This window comes from Salmonella bongori NCTC 12419, assembly GCF_000252995.1.
GTDB lineage: Bacteria > Pseudomonadota > Gammaproteobacteria > Enterobacterales > Enterobacteriaceae > Salmonella > Salmonella bongori.
Window position 1 is genome coordinate 1,275,882 of record NC_015761.1, and the last position, 25,521, is coordinate 1,301,402.

At 49.6% G+C, this 25,521-nt stretch carries 28 protein-coding genes and 1 other annotated feature; of the genes, 18 read left to right on the forward strand and 10 right to left on the reverse strand.

Annotated features, from left to right (window positions below; all coding sequences use genetic code 11):
• Positions 1–118 precede the first annotated feature (118 nt).
• The gene (gene spy / locus SBG_RS06055; RefSeq protein ID WP_001228994.1) at positions 119–604 is read left to right on the forward strand and encodes an ATP-independent periplasmic protein-refolding chaperone Spy; all 486 of its coding nucleotides are present in this window, start codon (positions 119–121) and stop codon (positions 602–604) included.
• 74 nt (positions 605–678) lie between these two features.
• Here the strand turns inward: spy and cho are convergent, their stop codons facing one another.
• Together cho and nadE are read right to left on the reverse strand one after the other, a co-directional pair.
• Positions 679–1,560, reverse strand: coding sequence for an excinuclease Cho (gene cho, locus SBG_RS06060; RefSeq protein WP_024134997.1), 882 nt, complete (start codon positions 1,558–1,560; stop codon positions 679–681).
• 121 nt (positions 1,561–1,681) lie between these two features.
• The gene (gene nadE, locus SBG_RS06065) at positions 1,682–2,509 is read right to left on the reverse strand and encodes an ammonia-dependent NAD(+) synthetase (protein ID WP_000174991.1); all 828 of its coding nucleotides are present in this window, start codon (positions 2,507–2,509) and stop codon (positions 1,682–1,684) included.
• A 218-nt stretch (positions 2,510–2,727) separates the two neighbouring features.
• Between nadE and osmE the strand changes: the two genes are divergently transcribed.
• The 7 genes from osmE to chbG all read left to right on the forward strand — a co-directional run bounded on the left by osmE (position 2,728) and on the right by chbG (position 8,625).
• Positions 2,728–3,069 (forward strand): osmotically-inducible lipoprotein OsmE, encoded by a 342-nt coding sequence (gene osmE, locus SBG_RS06070; protein ID WP_001038667.1) that lies wholly within the window; start codon positions 2,728–2,730, stop codon positions 3,067–3,069.
• A 300-nt stretch (positions 3,070–3,369) separates the two neighbouring features.
• Positions 3,370–3,690 carry a PTS N,N'-diacetylchitobiose transporter subunit IIB gene (gene chbB / locus SBG_RS06075; protein ID WP_000412168.1) on the forward strand — a complete coding sequence of 107 codons (321 nt, stop codon included), beginning with the start codon at positions 3,370–3,372 and terminating at the stop codon, positions 3,688–3,690.
• An 81-nt stretch (positions 3,691–3,771) separates the two neighbouring features.
• Complete coding sequence (gene chbC, locus SBG_RS06080) at positions 3,772–5,130, forward strand: PTS N,N'-diacetylchitobiose transporter subunit IIC (RefSeq protein ID WP_000073001.1); 1,359 nt, start codon at positions 3,772–3,774, stop codon at positions 5,128–5,130.
• A 50-nt stretch (positions 5,131–5,180) separates the two neighbouring features.
• Positions 5,181–5,528 (forward strand): PTS N,N'-diacetylchitobiose transporter subunit IIA, encoded by a 348-nt coding sequence (gene chbA / locus SBG_RS06085; RefSeq protein WP_000459885.1) that lies wholly within the window; start codon positions 5,181–5,183, stop codon positions 5,526–5,528.
• Positions 5,529–5,538: 10 nt separating this feature from the next.
• Positions 5,539–6,378, forward strand: coding sequence for a transcriptional regulator ChbR (chbR, locus tag SBG_RS06090; protein ID WP_000983394.1), 840 nt, complete (start codon positions 5,539–5,541; stop codon positions 6,376–6,378).
• A gap of 121 nt (positions 6,379–6,499) precedes the next feature.
• The gene (locus tag SBG_RS06095) at positions 6,500–7,855 is read left to right on the forward strand and encodes a 6-phospho-beta-glucosidase (RefSeq protein ID WP_000078768.1); all 1,356 of its coding nucleotides are present in this window, start codon (positions 6,500–6,502) and stop codon (positions 7,853–7,855) included.
• A gap of 11 nt (positions 7,856–7,866) precedes the next feature.
• Positions 7,867–8,625 carry a chitin disaccharide deacetylase gene (gene chbG, locus SBG_RS06100; RefSeq protein ID WP_000442742.1) on the forward strand — a complete coding sequence of 253 codons (759 nt, stop codon included), beginning with the start codon at positions 7,867–7,869 and terminating at the stop codon, positions 8,623–8,625.
• 43 nt (positions 8,626–8,668) lie between these two features.
• Here chbG and katE read toward each other — a convergent pair whose 3' ends face one another.
• Positions 8,669–10,921: a catalase HPII gene (gene katE, locus SBG_RS06105; RefSeq protein ID WP_000081155.1), complete on the reverse strand. Its 2,253-nt coding sequence runs from the start codon at positions 10,919–10,921 to the stop codon at positions 8,669–8,671.
• A 201-nt stretch (positions 10,922–11,122) separates the two neighbouring features.
• Between katE and cedA the strand changes: the two genes are divergently transcribed.
• Positions 11,123–11,365 carry a cell division activator CedA gene (gene cedA / locus SBG_RS06110; RefSeq protein ID WP_000977513.1) on the forward strand — a complete coding sequence of 81 codons (243 nt, stop codon included), beginning with the start codon at positions 11,123–11,125 and terminating at the stop codon, positions 11,363–11,365.
• Positions 11,366–11,469: 104 nt separating this feature from the next.
• Here cedA and tcyP read toward each other — a convergent pair whose 3' ends face one another.
• The 3 genes from tcyP to hxpB form a co-directional block, all read right to left on the reverse strand.
• On the reverse strand, positions 11,470–12,861 hold the full coding sequence (tcyP, locus tag SBG_RS06115; RefSeq protein ID WP_001010656.1) for a cystine/sulfocysteine:cation symporter: 1,392 nt from the start codon (positions 12,859–12,861) through the stop codon (positions 11,470–11,472).
• A 136-nt stretch (positions 12,862–12,997) separates the two neighbouring features.
• Positions 12,998–13,597 carry a metal-dependent hydrolase gene (locus SBG_RS06120; protein ID WP_000505806.1) on the reverse strand — a complete coding sequence of 200 codons (600 nt, stop codon included), beginning with the start codon at positions 13,595–13,597 and terminating at the stop codon, positions 12,998–13,000.
• A gap of 137 nt (positions 13,598–13,734) precedes the next feature.
• Positions 13,735–14,403 (reverse strand): hexitol phosphatase HxpB, encoded by a 669-nt coding sequence (hxpB, locus tag SBG_RS06125; protein ID WP_000106806.1) that lies wholly within the window; start codon positions 14,401–14,403, stop codon positions 13,735–13,737.
• A gap of 148 nt (positions 14,404–14,551) precedes the next feature.
• Between hxpB and SBG_RS06130 the strand changes: the two genes are divergently transcribed.
• Entirely contained in the window at positions 14,552–15,088 is a 537-nt protein-coding gene (locus SBG_RS06130; protein ID WP_000222153.1) for a YniB family protein, read from the forward strand.
• Positions 15,089–15,141: 53 nt separating this feature from the next.
• Here the strand turns inward: SBG_RS06130 and SBG_RS06135 are convergent, their stop codons facing one another.
• From SBG_RS06135 to pfkB, 3 genes are all read right to left on the reverse strand, one after another.
• Positions 15,142–16,002 (reverse strand): fructosamine kinase family protein, encoded by an 861-nt coding sequence (locus SBG_RS06135; RefSeq protein ID WP_000267680.1) that lies wholly within the window; start codon positions 16,000–16,002, stop codon positions 15,142–15,144.
• Between the two features lie 106 nt (positions 16,003–16,108).
• A complete protein-coding gene (gene ghoS / locus SBG_RS06140) occupies positions 16,109–16,399 on the reverse strand; it encodes a type V toxin-antitoxin system endoribonuclease antitoxin GhoS (protein WP_000135451.1) in 291 nt (96 codons plus the stop codon).
• Between the two features lie 100 nt (positions 16,400–16,499).
• Positions 16,500–17,429 carry a 6-phosphofructokinase II gene (gene pfkB / locus SBG_RS06145; protein ID WP_000251695.1) on the reverse strand — a complete coding sequence of 310 codons (930 nt, stop codon included), beginning with the start codon at positions 17,427–17,429 and terminating at the stop codon, positions 16,500–16,502.
• Between the two features lie 287 nt (positions 17,430–17,716).
• On the opposite strand from pfkB, the gene SBG_RS06150 reads away from it, so the two are divergent.
• Positions 17,717–18,475: a DUF481 domain-containing protein gene (locus SBG_RS06150; RefSeq protein WP_000771384.1), complete on the forward strand. Its 759-nt coding sequence runs from the start codon at positions 17,717–17,719 to the stop codon at positions 18,473–18,475.
• A gap of 59 nt (positions 18,476–18,534) precedes the next feature.
• Here SBG_RS06150 and SBG_RS06155 read toward each other — a convergent pair whose 3' ends face one another.
• Positions 18,535–19,494: a lipid A deacylase LpxR family protein gene (locus tag SBG_RS06155; protein WP_001046430.1), complete on the reverse strand. Its 960-nt coding sequence runs from the start codon at positions 19,492–19,494 to the stop codon at positions 18,535–18,537.
• Positions 19,495–19,948: 454 nt separating this feature from the next.
• On the opposite strand from SBG_RS06155, the gene SBG_RS06160 reads away from it, so the two are divergent.
• The 7 genes from SBG_RS06160 to pheS all read left to right on the forward strand — a co-directional run bounded on the left by SBG_RS06160 (position 19,949) and on the right by pheS (position 25,511).
• On the forward strand, positions 19,949–20,803 hold the full coding sequence (locus SBG_RS06160; RefSeq protein ID WP_000278513.1) for a DNA/RNA non-specific endonuclease: 855 nt from the start codon (positions 19,949–19,951) through the stop codon (positions 20,801–20,803).
• Positions 20,804–21,052: 249 nt separating this feature from the next.
• Positions 21,053–22,981, forward strand: coding sequence for a threonine--tRNA ligase (gene thrS / locus SBG_RS06165; protein ID WP_001144228.1), 1,929 nt, complete (start codon positions 21,053–21,055; stop codon positions 22,979–22,981).
• A gap of 3 nt (positions 22,982–22,984) precedes the next feature.
• The gene (infC, locus tag SBG_RS06170; RefSeq protein ID WP_001574431.1) at positions 22,985–23,527 is read left to right on the forward strand and encodes a translation initiation factor IF-3; all 543 of its coding nucleotides are present in this window, start codon (positions 22,985–22,987) and stop codon (positions 23,525–23,527) included.
• A gap of 95 nt (positions 23,528–23,622) precedes the next feature.
• On the forward strand, positions 23,623–23,820 hold the full coding sequence (gene rpmI, locus SBG_RS06175) for a 50S ribosomal protein L35 (protein WP_001124225.1): 198 nt from the start codon (positions 23,623–23,625) through the stop codon (positions 23,818–23,820).
• A gap of 49 nt (positions 23,821–23,869) precedes the next feature.
• Entirely contained in the window at positions 23,870–24,226 is a 357-nt protein-coding gene (rplT, locus tag SBG_RS06180; RefSeq protein WP_000124850.1) for a 50S ribosomal protein L20, read from the forward strand.
• Positions 24,227–24,341: 115 nt separating this feature from the next.
• Positions 24,342–24,465, forward strand: a sequence feature (Phe leader region).
• Positions 24,347–24,391, forward strand: coding sequence for a pheST operon leader peptide PheM (pheM, locus tag SBG_RS22530; RefSeq protein WP_001386830.1), 45 nt, complete (start codon positions 24,347–24,349; stop codon positions 24,389–24,391). (Overlaps the previous feature by 45 nt.)
• Before the next feature lie 62 nt (positions 24,466–24,527).
• Positions 24,528–25,511, forward strand: coding sequence for a phenylalanine--tRNA ligase subunit alpha (pheS, locus tag SBG_RS06185; protein WP_000018575.1), 984 nt, complete (start codon positions 24,528–24,530; stop codon positions 25,509–25,511).
• Positions 25,512–25,521 lie beyond the last annotated feature (10 nt).

Here is a 25,521-nt window from a genome sequence, read left to right on the forward strand (position 1 = left end):
ACTTTCATTGTTTTACCGTTGTTATGACTAATTGACGCTAAGGCGGCTAAAGTTAATCACGACAACACGGCACTGTTATAAAAATGCCGTAAAAATAACTGAAAGGAAGGATTAAAATATGCGTAAACTGACTGCTCTGTTTGTTGCCTCTACCCTGGCGATGGGGGCTGCGAATCTGGCGCATGCGGCAGAGACCACGGCCACAGCGCCAGCGGATGCAAAGCCAATGATGCAACATAAAGGTAAGTTTGGCCCGCAACACGATATGATGTTCAAAAACCTGAACCTGACGGATGCGCAGAAGCAACAGATCCGCGACATCATGAAAGCGCAGCGCGAACAAATGAAACGTCCGCCGCTGGAAGAACGTCGCGCCATGCATGATATTATTGCCAGCGATACGTTCGATAAAGCTAAAGCAGAAGCGCAAATTACGAAAATGGAAGCGCAGCGTAAGGCCAATATGCTGGCGCATATGGAAACCCAGAATAAAATTTATAACGTTCTGACGCCGGAACAGAAAAAACAATATAACGCTAACTTTGAGAAGCGTCTGACAGAACGTTCGGCACCAGAAGGTAAAATGCCAGCTGCGGTGGAATAATTTCCCGCATTATTTAAGACCGTCGGTTTTGTCAACCATATCGTTGTTGAGGTGGACAGGATCGGCGGTTTTCTTTATGAGCGGCGACAATCAGTATCCAGTTCAATGATGTCATATTGACCTGACATTAACGGTTTACAGAGGATTTTATAGCCGTCCTGATCAAAACCGGCAGGCGTACGCACCAGCGTAGTGGCCTCTTCCAGAGAGGATACAGCCCCCAGCCATAACCAGTTGTTGATAATGTGAAACTGGGTCATTTGCGGGCGGCTCTCTTTTAGCGCGATGGCGCCTTTCCAGGGCCAGCAAACAACACGTAAACGCTCCAGCGATGCCTGCAGACGAAGAAAATGCGCCTGGGGGCTCTCTTGTCCGCAACAGGCGCCGGCACAACGCTTTAGGGCAAAACGAAAACAGGCGCGCCCACGACTTAACGGTTCAAGCCCCAGCAGGCCGTAACACAATTTTTGCTCATCGGCGAGGTTCTGTAAGCTTTGCAGCGCCGCCCGACGATTGGCGAAAAGTCCAAAAAGATTCGGCGCATGGGAAAAATCGACATTGCGAGCGGAGACCACCTCAATCTTATGTTCGTTTAGCTGTAAAGAACAAAGCTGGCGATTACGCCGTAACCGCTTATTAAACAGCGGCTGTTGCTCTTTGATTAGCCGCGCTTCGAGGAGCAGAGCGCCCATTTCACCGGCGGTACAAACCCAGCTTATCCGCCGCGACTGCCGCAGCATGGCGGCTTCGTCAGGCGTGCGCAAATGCGAAAGTATCCGGCTGCGAATATTCACGCTTTTACCGATATAAAGCGGCAGCGTATCACTTTCGCTGTGAAACACGTATACGCCCGGTAACGCGGGTAATTCGCTGAGAAAAGGACGTAAATGTTCTGGATATTCGTAAATAGCCGCCGCTTCGAACTCAAGACGGGGGGCAGACTGACGCCGTACCACAGTGCTCTCCATTAACTGGTTATTCATCCAGTATAACAGCGAATGCCTGATGAAAAAAGAGGCTGTCGTTAAGCGCGTGCCGGATAGACGAATGATATCCGGCACGGCAGAAGATGGACGCTTATTTTTTCCAGAAGGTATCGAATACCGTAATCGGTAGACGGCGCTTATGTTCAGTTTTTATATACCAGCTTTCAATAATTTTAGCGGTAGCGGGTTCCAGCGTTTTGCCTTCCAGATAATCATCAATATTGTCATAGGTGACGCCCAGCGCAGCTTCATCAGGCAATGACGGGCGGTCGTCTTCTAAATCGGCGGTGGGGATTTTTTTATACAGGTGCTCAGGACAGCCCAGCGTTGCAAGAAGCTGTTTGCCCTGGCGTTTGTTAAGGCGGTGAAGAGGATTAATATCGGTACCGCCATCGCCATATTTGGTGAAGAATCCCGTTATCGCTTCCGCCGCATGGTCAGTGCCGACTACCACGCCGTGAGTCATACCTGCGATACTGTATTGCGCTTTCATTCGTTCACGGGCTTTTTCATTGCCACGCACAAAATCGCTTAGCTCAATCCCCGCTTCGCGCAACGCCTGCTCACTGGCGAGGACGGCGCCTTTAATATTGACAGTCAGCACTCTGTCCGGCTGAATAAAAGCAATGGCATCCTGACAATCCTGTTCATCAGCCTGTACGCCGTAAGGCAGGCGAACGGCGATAAATTGCAGCGCGTTATCGCCTGTTTCTTCCCGCAGCTCGGAGATAGCCATCTGGCTTAGTTTCCCCGCCAGCGTTGAATCCTGTCCGCCGCTGATGCCTAAGACCAAAGATTTCAGGAAGGGATAAGTTTTCAGATACGTTTTAAGGAACTCCACGCTGCGGCGAATTTCCTCTTCAGGGTTTATATGCGGTTTTGCGCCAAGCGCCTGGATTATCTCTTGCTGCAATGTCATCTGGCCCCCTTCGACAGTAGAAAATGTATTTTTTACTCTGTTAAAGCTAACCCTTTGCTGCTGAAACGACAAGGTGTGCCGGGCTAAGCGGCGAGTAAAACAGCATATCTGGGGTTTATGGAATTTTCCTAAAGGCTTTTTGTGACAAGGCGCGGCTTGAAAAATGTTCTGATGTATTCCAGGCTTACATAACACGCTGATAAACAAGAGGACGGAAAATGAACAAGAACATAGCAGGAATTTTAAGCGCAGCGGCGGTAATGACTATGCTGGCAGGCTGTACGGCGTACGATCGTACAAAAGATCAATTTGTTGAGCCTGTCGTTAAAGATGTTAAAAAAGGAATGAGCAGGGCGCAGGTTGCGCAGATTGCGGGTAAACCTTCATCTGAAGTGAGCATGATTCATGCGCGCGGTACCTGTCAGACCTACATCCTGGGTCAACGTGATGGTAAAGCGGAAACCTATTTTGTCGCGCTGGATGATACTGGACACGTGATTAACTCCGGCTATCAGACCTGTGCCGAATACGATACTGACCCACAGGCACCGAAGCAGTAACAACTGTATTTTGCCTGTGCATTCAAGGAAACCGGCCGCCAGGCCGGTTTTTTTTTGTCCGCAATAACCTTATTTATTATCGCGAATTATTTACCTGAAATGTGAGGGGGGTCATAACGCCAGGTCAATGAGAGACAATTTAGTGGGTCAAGGAAATACCATCCGGCGGTCCGATCCCGTATACTCATTTCAGCCACCTAAAAAAGTAAATTCGGTTACGCAAGTCGCCCAGAGTATGGATGCAGGTTGAGGCTTGCGGAATATCTGGCTGACAGATAATCGCACATGAGGAAGGTTTTTATGGAAAAGAAACACATTTATCTGTTTTGTTCTGCGGGCATGTCAACGTCGTTACTCGTATCAAAAATGCGCGCGCAGGCTGAAAAATATGAAGTGCCGGTGATTATTGAAGCATTTCCTGAAACCCTGGCCGGTGAAAAAGGCCCGTCCGCGGACGTTGTGCTGTTAGGTCCACAGATTGCCTACATGTTACCCGAAATTCAGCGTTTATTACCCGGTAAACCGGTCGAAGTGATTGATTCAATGTTGTACGGCAAGGTAGATGGTTTAGGTGTGCTTAAAGCTGCGGTAGCGGCAATTAAAAAAGCCGCCGCTAATTAATTATTTTTAATTTTTCCCGTCAAAGAGTTATTTCATACACTAACCGCAATATTTTATTGCGGTATTTAAGGGTATTTTTCTATGAGTAACGTCATTGCTTCACTTGAAAAGGTACTCCTTCCTTTTGCTATAAGAATAGGAAAGCAGCCACACGTTAATGCAATCAAAAACGGCTTTATTCGCTTAATGCCATTAACCCTTGCGGGGGCAATGTTTGTATTAATTAACAATGTATTCCTGAGCTTTGGGGAGGGGTCATTTTTTTATTCTATGGGCATTCGGCTGGATGCTTCAACCATTGAAACACTTAATAGTTTGAAAGGCATCGGCGGGAACGTCTATAACGGCACACTGGGCATTATGTCGCTCATGGCGCCGTTTTTTATCGGCATGGCGCTGGCGGAGGAGCGTAAGGTTGACGCGCTGGCTGCCGGGCTACTCTCTGTAGCGGCGTTTATGACCGTAACGCCGTATAGCGTAGGTGAAGCTTACGCTGTAGGCGCTAACTGGTTGGGCGGCGCGAATATTATCTCCGGTATTATTATTGGTCTGGTCGTTGCGGAGATGTTCACATTTATCGTCCGGCGCAACTGGGTTATTAAACTACCGGATAGCGTACCGGCCTCGGTGTCCCGTTCATTCTCGGCGTTAATTCCTGGCTTTATTATTCTCTCCGTGATGGGGGTTATTTCCTGGGCTCTGTCTAATTACGGCTCGAACTTCCATCAGATTATTATGGATACGATCTCGACGCCGCTGGCATCGCTGGGTAGCGTAGTGGGGTGGGCATATGTCATTTTTGTACCGCTGCTGTGGTTCTTTGGTATTCATGGTTCGCTGGCGCTGACTGCGCTGGACAGCGGCATCATGACGCCTTGGGCCCTGGAAAACATCTCTATTTACCAGCAGTATGGCTCCGTCGATGCGGCACTGGAAGCCGGTAAAACGTTCCATATCTGGGCGAAACCGATGCTGGATTCTTATATCTTCCTCGGTGGTAGCGGCGCAACGCTGGGTCTGATCATCGCTATTTTCCTGGCATCCCGTCGCGCGGACTATCGGCAGGTAGCCAAACTGGCGCTGCCATCCGGTATCTTCCAGATTAACGAGCCTATCCTGTTTGGTTTGCCAATTATTATGAACCCGGTGATGTTCATCCCATTCATTCTGGTACAGCCTATTCTGGCGGCAATTACGCTGGTGGCTTATTATTTGGGTATTATCCCGCCGATTACCAATATTGCGCCGTGGACCATGCCAACCGGGTTGGGGGCGTTCTTTAACACCAATGGCAGTGTCGCCGCGTTACTGGTCGCCTTGTTTAACCTGGTTATTGCCACCCTTATTTATCTGCCCTTCGTGGTGGTTGCCAACAAAGCGCAGAACGCCATTGAGCAAGAAGAAAGCGAAGAAGATATCGCTAATGCACTGAAATTCTAAACGCCGCGTCGGCATGGGATGCCATGCCGGGCTGAATAAGAGGAAAGACTATGTTTGATCTTGAAAATGTTGTTGATAGCCAGACAGCGGCTGAAGAGCTTGAAGAAGTCGTCATGGGGCTCATCATCAATTCCGGTCAGGCGCGCAGCCTGGCGTACGGCGCACTCAGAAAAGCGAAAGAAGGTGATTTTGAAGGGGCGAAAACGATGATGGACCAGTCGCGTATCGCACTCAACGAAGCGCACCTCGTCCAGACAAAACTGATTGAAGGCGATCAGGGCGAAGGTAAAATGAAAGTCAGTCTGGTCCTGGTTCATGCTCAGGATCATTTGATGACGTCAATGCTGGCTCGCGAACTGATCGCCGAGTTGATTGAGCTCCATGAGAAGCTGAAATAACAGGGGGCGGATGATGCAGCTACAGGTTAACGCGACGGAAATCAAAACCGTTTATGAGCAGCAGCTCTTCAATGGCAAAAATTTTCATGTGTTTATCTATAACAAGACGGAAAGCGTCACCGGGCTGCATCAGCACGATTACTATGAGTTTACCCTGGTATTAACCGGACGTTATTACCAGGAGATCAACGGTAAGCGCGTGCTGCTGGAGCGTGGAGATTTTGTTTTTATCCCGGTAGGATCAAATCACCAAAGTTTCTATGAGTTCGGCGCAACGCGTATTCTGAATGTAGGAATCAGTAAACGTTTTTTTGAACAGCATTATCTTCCGTTATTACCGTTTTGTTTTGTGGCGTCGCAGGTGTATCGGGCGAACAGCACCTTCCTCACCTATATTGAAACCGTCATTGCTTCGCTGAATTTCCGTGGCAACGGACTCGACGAGTTTATAGAAGTAGTAACGTTTTACATTATTAACCGCTTGCGCCATTACCGTGAAGAGCAGGTATATGATGATATTCCACAATGGCTGAAAGCAACCGTCGAGATAATGCATGATAAAACGCAGTTTGGCGAAAATGCGCTGGAAAATATGGTGCGTCTGTCGGCAAAATCCCAGGAGTATCTGACCCGAGCCACCCGACGTTATTACAGTAAAACGCCGATGCAAATCATAAATGAGATTCGCATTAATTTTGCCAAAAAACAGTTGGAAATGACTAACTATTCGGTCACCGATATTGCTTATGAAGCCGGATATAGTAGTCCCAGCCTGTTTATTAAAACGTTTAAGAAAATGACCTCATTTACGCCCAATAGTTATCGTAAACGATTGACGGAAATTAATTAGTAACGGTTTGCCCGATTAACCATATTTCACGCTTGCCCAGTAGCGAGGGGAACGCCATGCTATTATCCTCGCCCGGGCGTAGCGTAGTACATATCAGTGTATTGCACTGAAGGGAGATATTATGAGCCAGAAATTAAAAGTCGTCACGATTGGTGGCGGGAGCAGCTACACCCCTGAATTACTTGAAGGCTTTATTAAACGCTATCATGAATTACCGGTTACCGAATTATGGTTGGTTGACGTTGAGGATGGAAAAGAGAAGCTGGACATCATCTTTGACCTCTGTCAGCGAATGATTGATAAAGCAGGGGTCCCACTCAAACTGTATAAGACGCTGGATCGCCGGGAAGCTCTGAAAGACGCCAATTTTGTCACGACGCAACTGCGTGTAGGTCAACTTAAAGCTCGCGAACTGGATGAACGTATCCCGCTTAGCCACGGCTACCTGGGGCAGGAAACCAATGGTGCAGGCGGTTTATTTAAAGGGCTGCGTACCATTCCGGTTATTTTTGGCATCATTAAAGATGTTGAAGAATTATGTCCGAATGCGTGGGTCATTAACTTTACTAACCCGGCGGGGATGGTAACAGAAGCGGTGTATCGCCATACCAACTTTAAAAAATTCATCGGCGTATGCAACATTCCTGTTGGCATGAAGATGTTTATTCATGACGTACTTGCGCTGAATGAGAACGACGATCTTTCTATTGATCTGTTTGGTCTAAACCATATGGTCTTTATTAAAGATGTGCTGGTGAACGGCACCTCACGGTTCGCAGAATTACTGGATGGCGTGGCGTCCGGTCAGTTGAAAGCGTCAAGCGTAAAAAACATCTTTGATCTGCCGTTTAGTGAAGGATTGATTCGTTCGCTAAACATGCTGCCGTGCTCTTATTTGCTGTATTACTTCAAACAAAAAGAGATGCTGGCTATTGAAATGGGCGAATATTATAAAGGCGGTGCGCGTGCGCAGGTTGTGCAAAAGGTGGAGAAACAACTCTTCGACCTGTACAAAAATCCTGAGCTGAACGTGAAACCGAAAGAGCTTGAGCAACGCGGCGGCGCTTATTATTCCGATGCAGCTTGTGAAGTCATTAACGCTATTTATAATGACAAACAGACTGAGCATTATGTGAATATTCCGCACCATGGTCATGTAGAGAATATCCCGGCGGACTGGGCAGTAGAAATGACCTGTATTCTGGGGCGTAATGGCGCGACGCCACACCCACGCATCACCCGTTTTGACGAGAAAGTGCTGGGTCTTATTCATACCATTAAAGGGTTTGAGATCGCGGCCAGCAATGCGGCGTTGAGCGGAAACTTTAATGATGTTCTGCTGGCGCTTAACCTGAGTCCGCTGGTCCATTCTGACCGTGATGCGGAAGTGCTGGCGCGCGAGTTAATCCTGGCGCATGAAAAATGGTTGCCTAATTTTACGGCTTGCATTGAAGCGTTGAAAGGTAAGCAACACTGACAGAGGTGGCTATGGAACGCGTGTTGATTGTGAATGCTGATGATTTTGGCCTGAGTAAAGGACAAAATTATGGCATTGTTGAAGCATATCGCAACGGCGTTGTGACCTCCACCACCGCGCTGGTCAATGGCGAGGCCATTGACCATGCGGCGCGACTTAGCCGCGAGCTGCCCGCGCTGGGGGTGGGAATGCATTTTGTTTTGACGTTAGGCAAGCCAATATCAGATATGCCGGGCCTGACGCGAGAGGGGCTGTTGGGAAAATGGATCTGGCAGATGGCGGAAGAGGATACGCTTCCGCTGGATGAAATCGCGCACGAACTGGCATGTCAATATCAGCGCTTCATCGCATTGTTTGGCCGGGAACCAACACATCTCGACAGTCATCATCATGTGCATATGTTCCCACAACTCTTTCCCATCGTCGCCCATTTTGCGAAGCAACGCGGGATTGCGCTGCGTATTGATCGCCAGGTGGCGATCAACGCAGGCGATTTGCCGTCAGGTTTGCGCACTACGCAGGGATTTAGTAGTGAGTTTTACGGCGAAGAGATTTCCGAAGCGCGTTTTTTACGCATTCTGGATACTTCGGCGAACCGGGGGGATGCTTCTCTGGAGGTAATGTGTCACCCGGCGTTTGTTGACAACATTATTCGCCAGAGTGCCTATTGTTACCCCCGCTTAACTGAACTGGATGTATTGACGTCCGCGTCACTCAAAGCGGCGATTGCGCAACGTGGATATCGTCCTGGCAGTTTTCTTGATATTTAGCTCCTGAGTTTGCGGCGCATATCTGCGCCGCATTTTTTGCCGCTTATGCAGGAATGGTGTTAATTTTCCCCGCGCGAGACCACACTCGGTGCGCCGTCATAAGCGTCAGTAGGGTGTCCATAAAGTGGTTATCAACGCTATCTGCCTCAACAAGACCTTCTTCCCCCTGGCTATCAATGTTTAAAAGCGTCTTAAACTGTCGGGCATCGCCTGTCAGTGCGATGGGCTTCAGATGCTTGTAGGCTTCCAGAAGGTAGTAACGGGCATCGCCGCAACTCTCGATATCGGCAATATTGCCGCACGGTACTATTACCGCATCGACCGTTAGCGACGGCGCGCCAGCAAAGGTTGCCGCAATAGTTAATGTTGAACCATCATCAGCTGTCACTTCACCCATCCGTGAATAGAGCAGTTTTGCGTGGACGCTTTTAGCTTTTAAAGCCTGCAAAATGGTAAGCAGATCGGCGGCGTTAACCTTGTCGTTCAGCAGAATAGCGACCACGCGGCCTTTAACATCACCGTCTGGCACCGCATACAGGCTGAGCGCCGGATCTTTTTTCAGACCGTTGACATCAGGAGGCGGGGCAATTTGTGTTTGCTCATGGGTGAGTTCAAAACCGAGATTATGCGCGACGCCCTGAGCCAGCGTGATATCAATATGCGCTAACTGATCGACCACCCGCTCCCGAATATACGCGCGGGCGACTTTACCCAGTTCAAAGCTGAACGCGTCAATAATATGCTGCTGCTCTATCGGGGTCTGACTTAGCCAGAACAGGCGAGGGTGCGCGTAATATTCACCGAAAGAGGGGCTGCGTTCGCGGATTTTATTGCCGTCCACACGTTCCTGGTATGACTCAAAACCACCGCGTTTTGGCGCCGGAGGTGTCTCTCGCGGCCAGTTATCATTAATAGAGTTCGGTTCATAGTTTGCCGGATTGGTGTCGATATCCATCCGGTGCATACCATCGCGCTGAAAGTTGTGATAGGGGCAGGTTGGGCGGTTAATCGGAATTTCGTGGAAGTTTGGTCCGCCCAGGCGACTAATTTGCGTGTCGGTATAAGAGAACAGGCGGCCCTGTAACAGCGGGTCGTTAGTAAAATCAATGCCGGGAACAATATGTCCCGGATGAAATGCAGCCTGTTCGTTTTCAGCAAAAAAGTTATCCGGGTTACGGTTTAAGACCATTTTGCCGACACGTTGTACCGGTACCAACTCTTCCGGGATGAGTTTAGTCGGATCGAGCAGATCAAAGTCGAACTTAAATTCATCCTCTTCTGCAATGAGCTGTAGACCCAGCTCATATTCCGGAAAGTCGCCTGCCTCAATGGCTTCCCACAGATCCCGGCGGTGGAAGTCCGGATCACGGCCCGTCAGTTTTTGCGACTCATCCCACACCAGAGAGGCTTTACCTGCCAGCGGCTTCCAGTGGAAACGGACAAAGGTCGCTTTCCCTTGCGCATTGATCAGACGGAAGGTGTGAATGCCGAACCCTTCCATGGTCCGATAACTGCGCGGAATGCCGCGATCCGACATTGCCCATATCACGTTGTGCAGCGTTTCAGGCTGTAAGGAAACATAGTCCCAGAAAGTGTCATGCGCGCTTTGCCCCTGCGGGATAGCCCAATGCGGTTCGGGTTTAACGGCGTGTACAAAATCCGGGAATTTATGCGCGTCCTGGATAAAAAAGATCGGCGTGTTATTACCGACGAGATCGAAAATACCCTCTTCGGTATAAAATTTGGTTGCAAACCCGCGGATATCACGCACAGTATCGGCGGACCCGGCCCCGCCCTGAACCGTCGAAAAACGAACAAAAACCGGGGTGCTTTTCCCCGGATCGCACAGAAACGCGGCTTTAGTAATATCGCTCAGGTCTTTGTACGGTTGAAAATAACCGTGTGCCGCAGATCCGCGGGCATGAACGATCCGCTCCGGGATGCGCTCATGGTCAAAATGGGTAATTTTCTCGCGCAGGATAAAATCTTCCAGCAGCGTAGGGCCGCGGCTTCCGGCGCGAAGAGAATTTTGATCGTCTGCAATACGCACACCCTGATTGGTGGTCAGTGCATAATTTTCGCTGCCTTTACGAAAGGCGTCGAGGGCGGTGAGCTTGTCATTCACGGTCCCGGGGGCTTTTAAACTCCCGGGAGCCGTAGGTTGAGCGCCCGGTGGCGTTGGTTCCGACGCGGGCCGATGTGAACCGTCTGACGGCGCCAGGGCATCCAGTCCAGGCTGAGATTCACGGGAATCATGTACCGGTGACTGATGGGGGGCTTTCTCATTCTGCGACATTGAACTCGTCTCCTGCTTTCATCACTGAAATGGGCGTGGTAGGGGGCAAATCACTCTAACTATAGAACATTTCGGCCATTATGCCGGGGGAAGCGGGGCGGCAGAAAAGGCACGACAGGGAAATGGCAGGACGCCGGCGGTGAAAATCGGCTAAAATAGTGCTTTTCTGATTTTTAGCCTTGGCCTTTTAGTGAAGCATTAATGATGAAACCTCTTCGCCAGCAAAATCGCCGGATTATTAGCTATATTCCGCGTGTTGAACCCGCACCGCCGGAACATGCGATAAAAATGGATGCGTTTCGCGATGTCTGGATACTGCGCGGTAAGTATGTTGCCTTTGTTCTGTTAGGGGAATCATTTCAACGGTCGCCTGCTTTTAGCGTGCCGGAATCCGCACAGCGATGGGCGAATCAGGTCCGCCAGGAAAACGAAATCGCTGACTAAGTAAAAACAAAAGCGCCGGTACTTCAGACCGGCGCTTTTAGCTGCGAAAACTGAGAAGCGTGTGCCGGATGGTTTTATCCGGCACACGAACTGTCGATAACGTATTAGCGGTGCGCCAGTTCAGCGTCCTCTTCGCTATCAAGAAGCGTTTTATCGGTTTGCTTCAGCCACTGACTGGTCAGCGTACCGGCGGTCATTGAGCCGCTCACATTCAGTGCAGTGCGGCCCATATCAATTAACGGTTCAACCGAGATTAACAGTGCCACCAGCGTGACCGGTAAACCCATCGCAGGTAGCACAATTAGCGCGGCGAACGTCGCGCCGCCACCGACGCCGGCCACACCTGCCGAACTCACGGTAACGATACCCACCAACGTGGCTATCCATACGGGATCTAAAGGGTTAATACCGACTGTCGGCGCGACCATCACCGCCAGCATTGCGGGATAGAGACCAGCACAACCGTTTTGGCCGATGGTCGCGCCAAAAGAAGCGGCGAAGCTGGCGATCGATTCCGGCACACCCAGACGGCGGGTTTGCGCTTCGACATTTAATGGAATGGAGGCGGCGCTGGAACGGCTGGTAAAGGCAAATGTCAGTACCGGCCATACCTTGCGAAAATATTTTAGCGGGCTGATGCCATTCACACCCAGTAAAATGCCGTGAACGACAAACATCAACGCCAGGCCAAGATAAGAGGCCACCACAAAGCTACCCAACTTAATGATGTCCTGCAGATTAGAGCCAGCAACCACTTTAGTCATCAGCGCCAGTACGCCGTAAGGCGTAAGTTGCATCACCAGACGCACCAGCTTCATCACCCAGCTTTGCAGGGTATCGATAGCGATAAGGACGCGTTCGCCTTTTGGTGCATCATCTTTCAGCAGTTTGAGCGCGGCCACGCCCAAAAATGCGGCGAAAATCACTACGCTGATAATAGACGTGGGGTTTGCGCCAGTCAGATCTGCAAACGGATTTTTCGGCACAAAAGAGAGCACCAGCTGCGGTACGCTGAGATCGGCTACTTTTCCAACATAACTTGTCTCAATCGCATTCAGACGGGCAGTTTCTGCGCCACCCTGTACCAGACCTTCCGCCGTCAGCCCGAACAGATTAGTGACCAGAACCCCCACCAGCGCCGCGATAAGGGTAGTAAATAGCAGCGTGCCGATAGTCAGAAAACTAATTTTCCCCAACTGGGAGGCGTTGTGCAGGCGCGCGACGGCGCTTAAAATCGAGGCGAATACCAGCGGCATGACAATCATTTGCAGCAATTGCACATAACCGTTGCCGACTATATTGAACCATTGAATTGAGTCTTTTAATACTGGACTGTCGGCACCGTAAATAGTGTGCAGCACCAGGCCAAAGATCACGCCCATTACAAGGCCGACAAGCACTTTTTTAGCCAGACTCCACTGTTTATGGCGGGCCTGCGCCAGTACAAACAGCAGAATGACGAACACCGCAATGTTCGCGATTAATGGAAAGTTCATCCCCGTTCTCCTGATTTTTTTATTATGAAGCGCTCTGTTTTAGCGATTCTGTTGGCGCAAGATTAGCAGAACTGTGACCGGGCTCTTATATTCAAATGGAATGGTTTATGCCAAAAATGACTTTGGCGCTGGTTTACTAATCAATCTGGTGAGTTATAAAACGGTTGAACTGCATTTGCAGGATATTAATGATGTGCGAAGACCAGCGTATCGCACTATTTTCCGGAATGGATTGCGGCATCCATACCGCCCAGGCGAACAGAGCCATACATAAAAACCGCTCCAGTTGATTGCCCTTTCGCGGCGCCAGAATCGGCAGGCGGAAACGCCAGCGGCAAGGCCAGAGCAGGGGAACGCCGGCGGGCGTGAGCATATCCGCAACAATATGGCTTAAATAGCCGAGTACCATTCCCTGCAACGCATCTGCCGGGATAATCCACGTATCCGGGACCTTAAGGTAAAATGTCGCCAGTAGGGCAAAGACTGCCAGCAGGCTATGGGTAAAACCCCGATGACCGAACGCCCTGGCGATCGGTTTCGATACCCATTTCAGGCGCTGGCCCAGAAAAGATTTGGGGTGGTCAATATCCGGCAACAGGCAGGTCAAAATAGCCGAAGGAATAATATGCCACCAGTCTCCCTGAGCGAGGACGGGCGTTAACTCGGCATTCTTGGCGAAAACCGCGCTGGCTATAGAAAAAAGAAGATGTCCTTCCGCCGTCATGATAAAACCCATCAAACTGTCAATTCATACAGTATAGGGTTTTTATACAGTAGGTGGAAGTGGTGACGTTGTAACTCTTTGTCTCTGCCAAAGCCGCAGAGCGACTGGCTTAGCGGCTAATCGCCCGTTTATCGCGTTTCGGAAACATCTTAACCGTGCAGATGCGCCATTGTCAGCTCTGTCAGCGAATGGAGTTGAACATTTGCCAGCGCAAAACGCGGATCCTGCTGATTCTCTTCTGCTGGCACCACAATGGCGTGCATCCGCGCTGCCTTTGCCGCGATTAATCCATTAACCGAATCCTCCAGCGCAACGCAGGTTAATGGATCAACGCCCAGTTTAGCGGCGCAGTCCAGATAGACTTGTGGGTGTGGTTTGCTGTAGGGCAATTTTTCCGCGGAGGCCAGTGCGTCAAAACTGTCGCGAAGTTCGAACATAGTGAGCACTTTTTCCAACATATGCAGCGGTGATGCCGAGGCAAGTCCCACTAAGAGTCCCTGAGCCTTACACAGCGCCACGGCCTCACGCACGCCAGGAAGAAGGGGGCGCGTCTCTTCAATAAGCGTAATGGCACGGGCAATGACACGATTGGTCACCTCCTGGCGATCGGGGCCGCTCCATGGTTGCTGCGCAAACCAGAGATCGACGACCATATCAATGCGTAGCCCAAGCGTGTCGGGGAGTTCGTGGCGTCGGGAGATATCTACGCCTAAACTTGCCATCACGTCCAGTTCAGCGCGGTCCCAGAGTGGCTCGGAATCGATCAGTAAGCCATCCATATCAAAAATTGCAGCAAGAATTTGACGCGGGGTTGACATCACAACCTCTCCTGTTGAGATTAAACAATATCGGATTAAGCGTTCATTATGACCCTATTCTTAGTATATCGCCTTTAAAGATCAGGCGAAAACAGTAATCAACAGGTAGACTTAGGCCAAAACGACGCGTCTTAATCAAGGGGAACTCATGACGTATCAACAAGCCGGACGCATTGCAATCCTAAAAAGAGTGATAGGGTGGGTGATTTTTATTCCAGCGCTGCTTTCCACGCTTATTTCAGTCCTTAAATTTATGTATGCGCACAGCGAAAAGCAGGAGGGGATAAATGCGGTAATGCTGGATTTTACCCATGTCATGATAGACATGATGCGCGTGAATACGCCGTTCCTGAACGTTTTTTGGTACAACTCGCCGACGCCGGACTTTCAGGGAGGGCTGAATATCGGCTTCTGGTTGATTTTTATTCTGATTTTCGTCGGACTGGCGATGCAGGATTCAGGCGCCAGAATGCGCCGCCAGTCGCGTTTTTTACGCGAAGGCGTGGAAGATCAGTTGATCCTGGAAAAAGCAAAAGGCGCGGAAGGGCTAACACGTGAGCAGATCGAGTCGCGTATTGTGGTGCCGCACCATACCATCTTTTTACAGTTTTTCCCGCTCTATATTTTACCCGTTATTATTATCGTGCTCGGCTACTTTTTCTTTTCTTTGCTAGGCTTCATGTAAGCTGCAAATGCCGGAGAGTCTGGTGGATGCAGCGTCTCCGGCATGGGCACTGGTTATACGGCAAGCAGCCTGTCCATCGCTTTTTGTGCAATCACCAGATGCTGGCCGCCAAACAGCCTTGCCCGGTTAAGAAGCGTATAGAGTTGGTAGATCGGTTGCCTGTCGAGGAAATCCACCGGCAACGGTGAGACGGACTGGTAACCATCATAAATTTGCGGTGGTTGATCGGTATGCAGTGGCAACATCGCCAAATCGCACTCTCTGTCGCCCCAATAGCAGGCTGGATCGAAGATATAAGGACCGTCAGGACCGAGCGCGCAGTTCGCCGACCACAGATCGCCATGCAGAAGAGAAGGCTGCGGTTGATGAGACGCAAGACGTAGCTGAACATGCTCAACAATGGCGTCAATATTGCCAAAGGTGATACCTTTCTCCGCGGCTAATTCAAGCTGCCAGCCAATACGCTGTTCGGCGAAAAAGGTCGACCAACGGCGCTGCCAGGTGTTCGGCTGCGGCGTGGTAGAGAGCGCGTTGTCGAAATCAAGACCAAACTGCGGTTGATCGCTCCATTCGTGCAGGTGCGCTAACTGTTGACCGAGAATAAACGCATTATGGGCGTCCAGCGGACGGGGAGCAAGGTAGTCCATGACGAGAAAACTGTAATCCCGATCCGAACCTACCGCCCATACTTTAGGCACAGCAACGGTTTTACTGCGGGAGAGCAGTTCCAGCTGATCGGCTTCAGCGGTAAACCCGCGCAGCATTTCTCTTTCATCGCATTTCACGAAAAAATCACGGCCCGCATAACGTAAATGCCATGCGGCATGAACTTCTCCGCCTGGCAGTTCATGACGCAGTTCGATTTCACCTTCACCGACTTGCTCGCTTAAAAGACGACTGATAGCTTGCCACATAATGTCTCTCCCCACGTTGTCTGCCATATCATAAGGTTAGCGCAAAAATGCGGTTAAAAAATACGAGCTAACGCACATCGCGGACGCACCGCGGCGGGAATGTCATTTATTGTGCGCTTTTAGTCCACTCTTCCCAGGTCGTTACGATAACGTCAACGTCCTTATCTAACGCGCTTTTGGCAAGTCCTGTGACAAGCGCGTGGATTTCGTCCCGGCTTTGGGCGCTAATAAAACCGAACGTATTTGTGCCGAGCTCATGCACATTTCCTTCATCGTCCGTTAATGTAAGCAAAAAACCGCTACGGCTCAGATGATTATTGAGCTCGTTAATCTCGGTCAGGGAATCTTCATGGAATGTTACCGTAATGACATAACGGGTAATATCGTCGCTGGCCATCGTTTACCTCGCTGGAAAGCACTATCTGTTTAACAGAGGCGGATGCACCGCCAGTCAACCCATTTTCCGCGCTCCCCCTCGGCGAGGGGGGAGGCACTTATTATGCGGAAAGATAAGCGTATATTTTTTGGGTATCATCGTGAGAGCACAGACGCGTACCCTGATTGAGCGTGGCGGCGCTACCCGCTGCTACGCCAAAGCGCACCATCTCCTCCAGCGACGCGTCTTCCGCCAATTTTAATGTCATGGCGCCTACCATACTGTCGCCAGCGCCGACGGTGCTTTGGCTTTTCACCGGGGGAGGAACGACCTGGATGCAGTTTTCGCCATCTACGCCCAGCGCCCCCTGAGGCCCCAAAGAGACGACCACCCGGCGCGCTTTGCCGCTTTGTACTAATTCCTGAGCTGCTTTACGCACATCATCAGGTTGTGTCAGATCGCGGTTGACTAACGCACTCAATTCTTTCAGGTTAGGTTTCACCAGTTCGATGCCGCCAAGCGCCAGGGCTGCGGTGAGTGCTTCGCCGGAGCTGTCAATAATGCAGCGAATGCCTTGTCTCTGCGCAGCGGAAATTAATTGTGTGAGCTTGTCGACCTTAACCCCAGGCGGAAGGCTACCGCTGATAACCAGGATTGCCCCTGATTCAATTTCCAGCACGTGTTCTTCAAGTTGGCGAAATTCATCATCGTCAAGCGTGGCGCCAGGCATGACAAAACGATACTGCTCGCCGCTGGACTCAACATGGACGTGCAGGTTCTGGCGGGTCCAGTCTTTTGCATTAACGGTAGAAACCGGGACATGTTCGTCGGCCAGTAAGGCAACCAGATGCTCACCGGTTGCGCCGCCCGCTGGAAAAATTGCGGTTGCGGCGCCGCCAAGATGCGCAATGGCGCGAGCGACATTAATACCGCCGCCGCCGGGTTCGAATACCGGCGCGGAACACCGCAGTTTACCTTCGGGATAAATTTGCGGTGTGATTGTTGCGCTATCGAGTGAGGGCGCAAGCGTTAACGTATAGATACGTACCATCGTTACCTCCTGTTAGGCTGATTTCAGTCTGGCACTTAATTTGTGGAAAGTGAAGGAATTAACAATATGATTTCCCGCCTCTTTATTTAAAAATCGCGCTGTAAAGATATATAAATAAATGAATGCTTTGGGAGGGTTCTTATTCAAAAAATGAAATAGTAATTCATTGCTATGTTATTCGGGGCTTCTTATAATTCGCTACCTTTCCAGGGGCGTTTGTCATTGATCCCTATGAAAGTTTCCGGGACCACCATGGTCTCTTTTTTAGTTGTACGGACTCTTTATAAATGAAGCTTTTGAAGACAGTACCCGCTGCAGTTATGCTGGCGGGTGGCGTGTTTGCGTCTATGTATGCTGCCGCCGATGATTCCGTTTTTACTGTCATGGATGATCCCTCCACAGCGAAGAAACCTTTTGAAGGTAATCTGAATGCGGGCTATCTCGCGCAGTCAGGCAATACCAAAAGTTCTTCCTTAACGGCTGACACATCAATGACCTGGTACGGACAACGTACTGCGTGGTCATTGTGGGGCAATGCCAGTAATACCTCTTCTAATGATGAACGTTCTTCAGAAAAATATGCGGTAGGCGCGCGTAACCGCTTTAATATGACGGATTATGATTATGCATTTGGTCAGGCAAGTTGGCTGACAGACCGTTTTAACGGTTATCGCCAACGTGACGTATTGACCGCCGGTTACGGACGGCAGTTCCTTAATGGGCCAGTGCACAGCTTCCGCTTTGAATTCGGTCCGGGGGTTCGCTATGACGAACATACTGATGATACCACTGAAACGCAGCCACTGGGCTATGCTTCTGGCAGCTATGCCTGGCAATTGACCGACAATGCGAAATTTACACAAGGGGTGTCGGTATTTGGCGCGGAAGACACCACACTGAACTCAGAAACAGCCCTTAATGTCGCCATTAACGAACATTTTGGTTTAAAGGTGGGCTATAACCTGACATGGAACTCGCAGCCGCCAGAATCGGCGCCGGAACATACCGATCGCCGTACCACGGTAACGCTGGGTTATAAGATGTAATGTTCACCGGGTTACACAATGTAACCCGGTGATTCCATCACGGTGCCAGAATGGGCGCCTCAGAAAAAGAACGTTATATCTCCGTTGATGTAAGAATAATCACCCCCGGTGCGGAATTCTGACGTGACTTTGTTTAAAGAAAGAGAAAATGCGACGGGAGAGTAGCCGATCGTTGCGCCGACGCGATATTCATCCACGGTTTTATTAATGTCCACCGTTTCCATTTTTGTTTGCAGCGTTTTCCCCTGTAACGTGTAATTTTTGCCAATGTCCCGCCGTTCGACGCCAGCAAATATTTTATATATCAAACCCTCTTTTTGAGTGTGCATTAAGCCGCGGCGAGACAGCAATCCAAACCCATTATCAGAGTTGAATGTCTTGTCATTTCCCAGTGCCACGGTTGCACCGTATCCCAGATACTGGAAGAGATTACCGCCGACCGCAGAGACTTCCGGATAGAACCCCACATTGACGCCAAAAATATCTATGCTTGGTGTAAGAGACACCATGCCTTTTGCCGTATAGCCATAACGATTTTCAATCTGATCCTGCCAGGCCGGATATTTTTCCGCGCCTATTATTCGATGCGCCCGGTTCTGAACCTCCTGACCACCTGCGTCAGGGCCAATAACACCGATATCCGTGCCCAGACGATAGCGTAGCCATTCCGTGGCTAATGAGTTCCATTCCAGTCCGGTATGAAGAAATGCGCTGAACGCGCGGTCGCCTTTGACCGCCTCTGGCTTTCTCTTGTTAACGCCTGATGGAGAATAAATATCCTGCGCAATATGAAATGAGAGCTGGCTGGCGTCAGTGAGGTCGTGGCTATAGCCCAAAAAGAGTCCTGCGGTATAATCATCGCGGTCTGCAGCCTGATGCCCATAAAGGGTATTTAATGATGGTTGAAATATGCCGGCATCATCATTCGCCACTGAAAGAGCCAGGCTGCTGGCATTGGCTATCGTCGTTGTACTAAGAATAGCGGCCAGCGTCGCTGCGCAATAGCTGTATTTGTTCACTTTTTACCTCTGAATATGAAAGTGAATAATCTTATTTTTCCATAAATAATAAGCACAACGGTCGAACACTCAGTACTTATTAATCCGTTAATATACCCAGGTGCCTGTTAACAGCGAGTTGTTGCGAGGATAGGTTGTCTTGATGTTGAAAGGTGTTTCTTAAAAGTTTATCTCAGTTGCAAGTGAATACCTATTTCTTACTCTACGGTCTGAGTGTTGATAATGGTTATCTACTCAATTATGCGTATAAATAGCTGGGTGTTGATATCAATATGCATATCATATTGTGTTTCTTTTGGCTCATTTTTCTGGGTGATATGTATGTTTATCCCTTATTAACCTTTGCTGTGGTAGTGTGGTTCTTAGTGGTGAAATAAATTAACGTCCGGTAGGTTATTATAAGTAAATCCCTATCCGTTGTATTGTTAGGAGGGATATAATTAAGGAAGCTTGTGTGTATAAAACCATTAATTTGTTAAAATTACTGCCAGTAATCTTATTAAGCGCATGTTCGACATCGCAGCATCTTCAGAATACCAAACCCGCGTCCGAATTACCTCAGCGCGTAATAACAGTTCAGCAACCTGATAACTGTAGCGTTGGCTGCCCGGCAGGAGGAAGTCAGCAAACGATCTACCGCTATGCCTATACGCTGAATAATAATAGCGCCACAAAATTTGCAAATTGGGTTGCCTATCGCGTGACAAAAACCAGCCAGGCAAGTGGTCGACCGCGAAACTGGGCGCAGGACCCAGATTTACCGCCTTCTGATACCCTGACGCCTTCCGCCTATAAAAATGCACATTTGCTGTTAAAAGTCGACAGGGGACATCAGGCGCCGTTGGCCGGACTGGGCGGCGTATCCGACTGGCCGTCATTAAATTATTTATCGAATATTACACCGCAGAAATCCGCGCTGAATCAGGGCGCATGGGCGGTCCTCGAAAACCGGGTGCGCGACCTTGCCAGACAGGCGGATGTTTCCGTAGTGCATGTGGTGACCGGTCCCCTTTTTGAGCGGCATATTGCTACATTGCCAGAAGACGCTACGGTAGAGATCCCTAGTGGGTACTGGAAGGTATTATTCACCGGTACAGCGCCGTCAAAAATTGAAGGAAATTATGCGGCGTTTATCATGGATCAGAATACGCCCCGGTCAGCGAATTTTTGCGACTATCAGGTTACTGTGGAAGCCATCGAGCATAAAACGACGCCGGGGCTGACGCTGTGGTCCTCCTTGCCGGAAGCGGTAGCCAGCGTAGTGAAAACAACCCGGGGGAACCTGGCGCAGAAGTTAGGCTGTCAATGAAATAGGCTGTGTAGGGCGTAGAGGGAGCCTGTCAACATCCTCAATTTGCTACAGAGTGATGCAATCTCCCTTTTTTTAATGTTACCATCGTCATGCCGGGCAAAAAATATCAATTTCTGTCTGTGCCGAAGGTTGTGCGCCAATTTAGCAATTGTTGGTTAGATGGATACACAACTTACTGTAAATAAATTAATTTTCTCTTTGTATGTGATCTTGCGTATGGGTCACCACTGCAAATAAGGATATCACATGCCTGTTATTACTCTTCCTGATGGCAGCCAACGCCATTATGACCGCCCTGTAAGCCCGATGGATGTTGCGCTGGACATTGGTCCAGGCCTGGCGAAAGCCACCATTGCGGGCCGTGTGAACGGCGAGCTGGTTGATGCTTCCGATCTGATTGAAAATGATGCGACGCTTTCCATTATTACCGCAAAAGATGAAGAAGGTCTGGAGATCATTCGTCACTCTTGCGCGCATCTGTTAGGCCATGCCATCAAGCAACTCTGGCCACACACGAAAATGGCGATCGGACCGGTTATCGACAACGGTTTTTACTATGACGTTGATCTTGACCGCACGCTAACCCAGGAAGATGTCGACGCGCTCGAAAAGCGAATGCATGAGCTCGCCGAGAAAAATTACGACGTTATCAAGAAGAAAGTAAGCTGGCACGACGCTCGTGAAACTTTCGTGAAGCGCGGCGAGACTTACAAAGTCGCTATTCTTGATGAAAATATTACCCATGATGACAAGCCTGGCTTGTATCATCATGAAGAATATGTCGACATGTGTCGTGGCCCTCATGTGCCTAACATGCGTTTCTGTCATCACTTCAAACTGATGAAAACCGCAGGCGCGTACTGGCGTGGTGACAGTAATAATAAGATGCTGCAGCGTATCTACGGCACCGCGTGGGCGGATAAAAAATCCCTGGGCGCCTACCTGCAACGTCTGGAAGAGGCGGCAAAACGCGACCACCGTAAAATCGGCAAGCAGCTCGACCTGTATCATATGCAGGAAGAAGCGCCGGGTATGGTATTCTGGCATAACGACGGCTGGACTATTTTCCGCGAGCTGGAGGTCTTTGTTCGTTCTAAACTCAAAGAGTACCAATATCAGGAAGTTAAAGGCCCGTTTATGATGGACCGTGTGCTGTGGGAAAAAACCGGCCACTGGGACAACTATAAAGATGCGATGTTCACCACCTCTTCAGAGAACCGTGAATACTGCATCAAGCCGATGAACTGCCCAGGCCACGTGCAGATCTTTAACCAGGGTCTGAAATCATACCGCGATTTGCCGCTGCGTATGGCGGAGTTTGGTAGCTGTCACCGTAACGAGCCGTCAGGCGCGCTACACGGTCTGATGCGCGTTCGCGGTTTTACGCAGGATGATGCGCATATCTTCTGTACTGAAGAGCAGATCCGCGATGAAGTTAACGCCTGTATTCGTATGGTCTACGATATGTACAGCACCTTTGGCTTCGAAAAAATCGTCGTCAAGCTTTCCACTCGTCCTGAAAAACGTATCGGTAGTGACGAAATGTGGGATCGTGCTGAGGCGGATTTGGCAGTTGCGCTGGAAGAAAATAATATCCCGTTTGAGTATCAACTGGGTGAAGGCGCCTTCTACGGTCCGAAAATTGAATTTACCCTATATGACTGTCTCGATCGCGCATGGCAGTGCGGTACAGTACAGCTGGACTTCTCCTTGCCGTCTCGTTTGAGCGCTTCCTATGTAGGCGAAGACAACGAGCGTAAGGTGCCGGTAATGATTCACCGCGCGATTCTTGGGTCGATGGAACGCTTTATTGGTATCCTGACCGAAGAGTTCGCTGGTTTCTTCCCGACCTGGCTTGCGCCAGTTCAGGTAGTGGTAATGAATATTACCGATTCGCAGTCTGTATACGTTAACGAATTGACGCAGAAACTACAAAATGCGGGCATTCGTGTAAAAGCAGACTTGAGAAATGAGAAGATTGGCTTTAAAATCCGCGAGCACACTTTACGTCGTGTCCCTTATATGTTGGTCTGTGGTGATAAAGAGGTGGAAGCAGGCAAAGTTGCCGTTCGCACCCGCCGTGGTAAAGACTTGGGCAGCCTGGACGTAAATGACGTGATTGAGAAGCTGCAACAAGAGATTCGCAGCCGCAGTCTTCAACAACTGGAGGAATAAAGTATTAAAGGCGGAAAACGAGTTCAAACGGCGCGTCCGAATCGTATTAATAGCGAAATTCGCGCGCAAGAAGTTCGCTTAACAGGTCTGGAAGGCGAGCAGCTTGGTATTGTGAGTCTGAGAGAAGCTCTGGAAAAAGCTGAAGAAGCCGGAGTAGACTTAGTCGAAATCAGCCCTAACGCCGAGCCGCCGGTTTGTCGTATAATGGATTACGGCAAATTCCTCTATGAAAAGAGTAAGTCTTCTAAGGAACAGAAGAAAAAGCAAAAAGTTATCCAGGTTAAGGAAATTAAATTCCGTCCTGGGACAGATGAAGGCGACTATCAGGTAAAACTCCGCAGCCTGATTCGCTTTCTTGAAGAGGGCGATAAGGCCAAAATCACGCTGCGTTTCCGCGGTCGTGAAATGGCCCACCAGCAGATCGGTATGGAAGTGCTTAATCGCGTGAAAGACGATTTGCAAGAACTGGCAGTGGTCGAATCCTTCCCAACGAAGATCGAAGGCCGCCAGATGATTATGGTGCTTGCTCCTAAGAAGAAACAGTAAGGCCTTCAAGTAACATTCCTGTGAAGCCTTCGGGCTTCACAGGCTTTGTTCGCCTGGGTTTCGTTTATTAACAATGCGAAGTGGAAGTTATTAAAATGCCAAAAATTAAGACCGTACGCGGTGCTGCTAAGCGCTTCAAAAAAACCGGTAAAGGTGGTTTTAAGCACAAGCACGCTAACCTGCGTCACATTCTGACCAAAAAAGCGACCAAACGTAAACGTCACCTGCGTCCGAAAGCCATGGTTTCTAAAGGCGATCTGGGCCTGGTTATCGCGTGCCTGCCGTACGCATAAGCCGTAAACGTTTTTAACTTTTTAATTAGAATAGATACAGGAGAGCACTATGGCTCGCGTAAAACGTGGTGTAATTGCACGCGCACGTCACAAGAAAATTTTGAAACAAGCCAAAGGCTACTACGGTGCGCGTTCTCGCGTATACCGCGTTGCTTTCCAGGCCGTTATCAAAGCTGGTCAGTATGCTTACCGTGACCGTCGTCAACGTAAGCGTCAGTTCCGTCAACTGTGGATTGCGCGTATCAACGCAGCAGCACGTCAGAACGGTATTTCTTACAGCAAATTCATCAACGGCCTGAAAAAAGCCTCTGTTGAAATCGACCGTAAGATCCTGGCTGATATCGCTGTATTCGACAAAGTCGCGTTCACCGCGCTGGTTGAAAAAGCGAAAGCAGCTCTGGCATAAGCCAGTGAAAAGAGGGAGCCTGGCTCCCTCTCTTTTATTTACTGTTCAGTGAGTTGACAATTTATCCGTAACCCTTTTCAATAAAGGATGTCTGATTTTAGCCTGTAAGGTAATGCAAGCATGAACGCTGCTATTTTCCGTTTCTTTTTTTACTTTAGCACCTGATCTCAGGGGGCTGGCGCGTGAAAAACGAAACGAAAAACAGCGCAAAAAAGCCTCCTGATGGAGGCTTTTTTTGTGCCTGAAATCGAGAGATTACATCCAATAAACCGGTGTCTTCACCGACACAATGAGGAAAACCATGTCACATCTCGCAGAGCTGGTTGCCAATGCAGCGGCCGCCATTAACCAGGCGTCAGATGTTGCCGCGTTAGACAATGTACGCGTCGAATATTTGGGCAAGAAAGGGCACTTAACCCTTCAAATGACAACCCTTCGTGACCTGCCACCCGAAGAACGTCCGGCTGCAGGGGCTGTCATTAACGAAGCGAAAGAGCAGGTACAACAGGCGCTTAACGCACGTAAAGCAGAGCTGGAGCGCGCAGCGCTGAATGCCCGTTTGGCCGCTGAAACCATTGATATCTCCCTGCCGGGGCGTCGTATTGAGAACGGCGGTCTGCATCCGGTCACCCGCACCATTGACCGTATTGAAAGTTTTTTTGGTGAACTTGGCTTTACCGTAGCAACAGGGCCAGAAATTGAAGATGACTACCATAACTTTGATGCGTTAAACATTCCAGGCCACCACCCGGCGCGCGCTGACCACGATACCTTCTGGTTTGACGCGACCCGTTTGCTGCGCACGCAAACTTCCGGCGTCCAGATCCGGACAATGAAAGCGCAGCAGCCGCCGATCCGCATTATTGCTCCGGGCCGCGTATATCGTAATGACTACGACCAGACGCATACGCCGATGTTCCATCAGATGGAAGGTCTGATTGTTGATACCAACATCAGCTTCACCAACCTTAAAGGTACGCTGCACGACTTTCTGCGTAATTTCTTTGAAGAGGATCTACAGATTCGTTTCCGTCCTTCTTATTTCCCGTTTACCGAACCTTCTGCCGAAGTGGATGTGATGGGCAAAAATGGCAAATGGCTGGAAGTGCTGGGCTGTGGGATGGTGCATCCGAATGTGCTGCGTAATGTCGGTATCGATCCGGAAATCTATTCCGGCTTCGCCTTTGGTATGGGAATGGAGCGTCTGACGATGTTGCGTTACGGCGTTACTGACCTGCGTGCATTCTTCGAAAACGATTTGCGTTTCCTTAAACAGTTTAAATAAGGGCAGGATA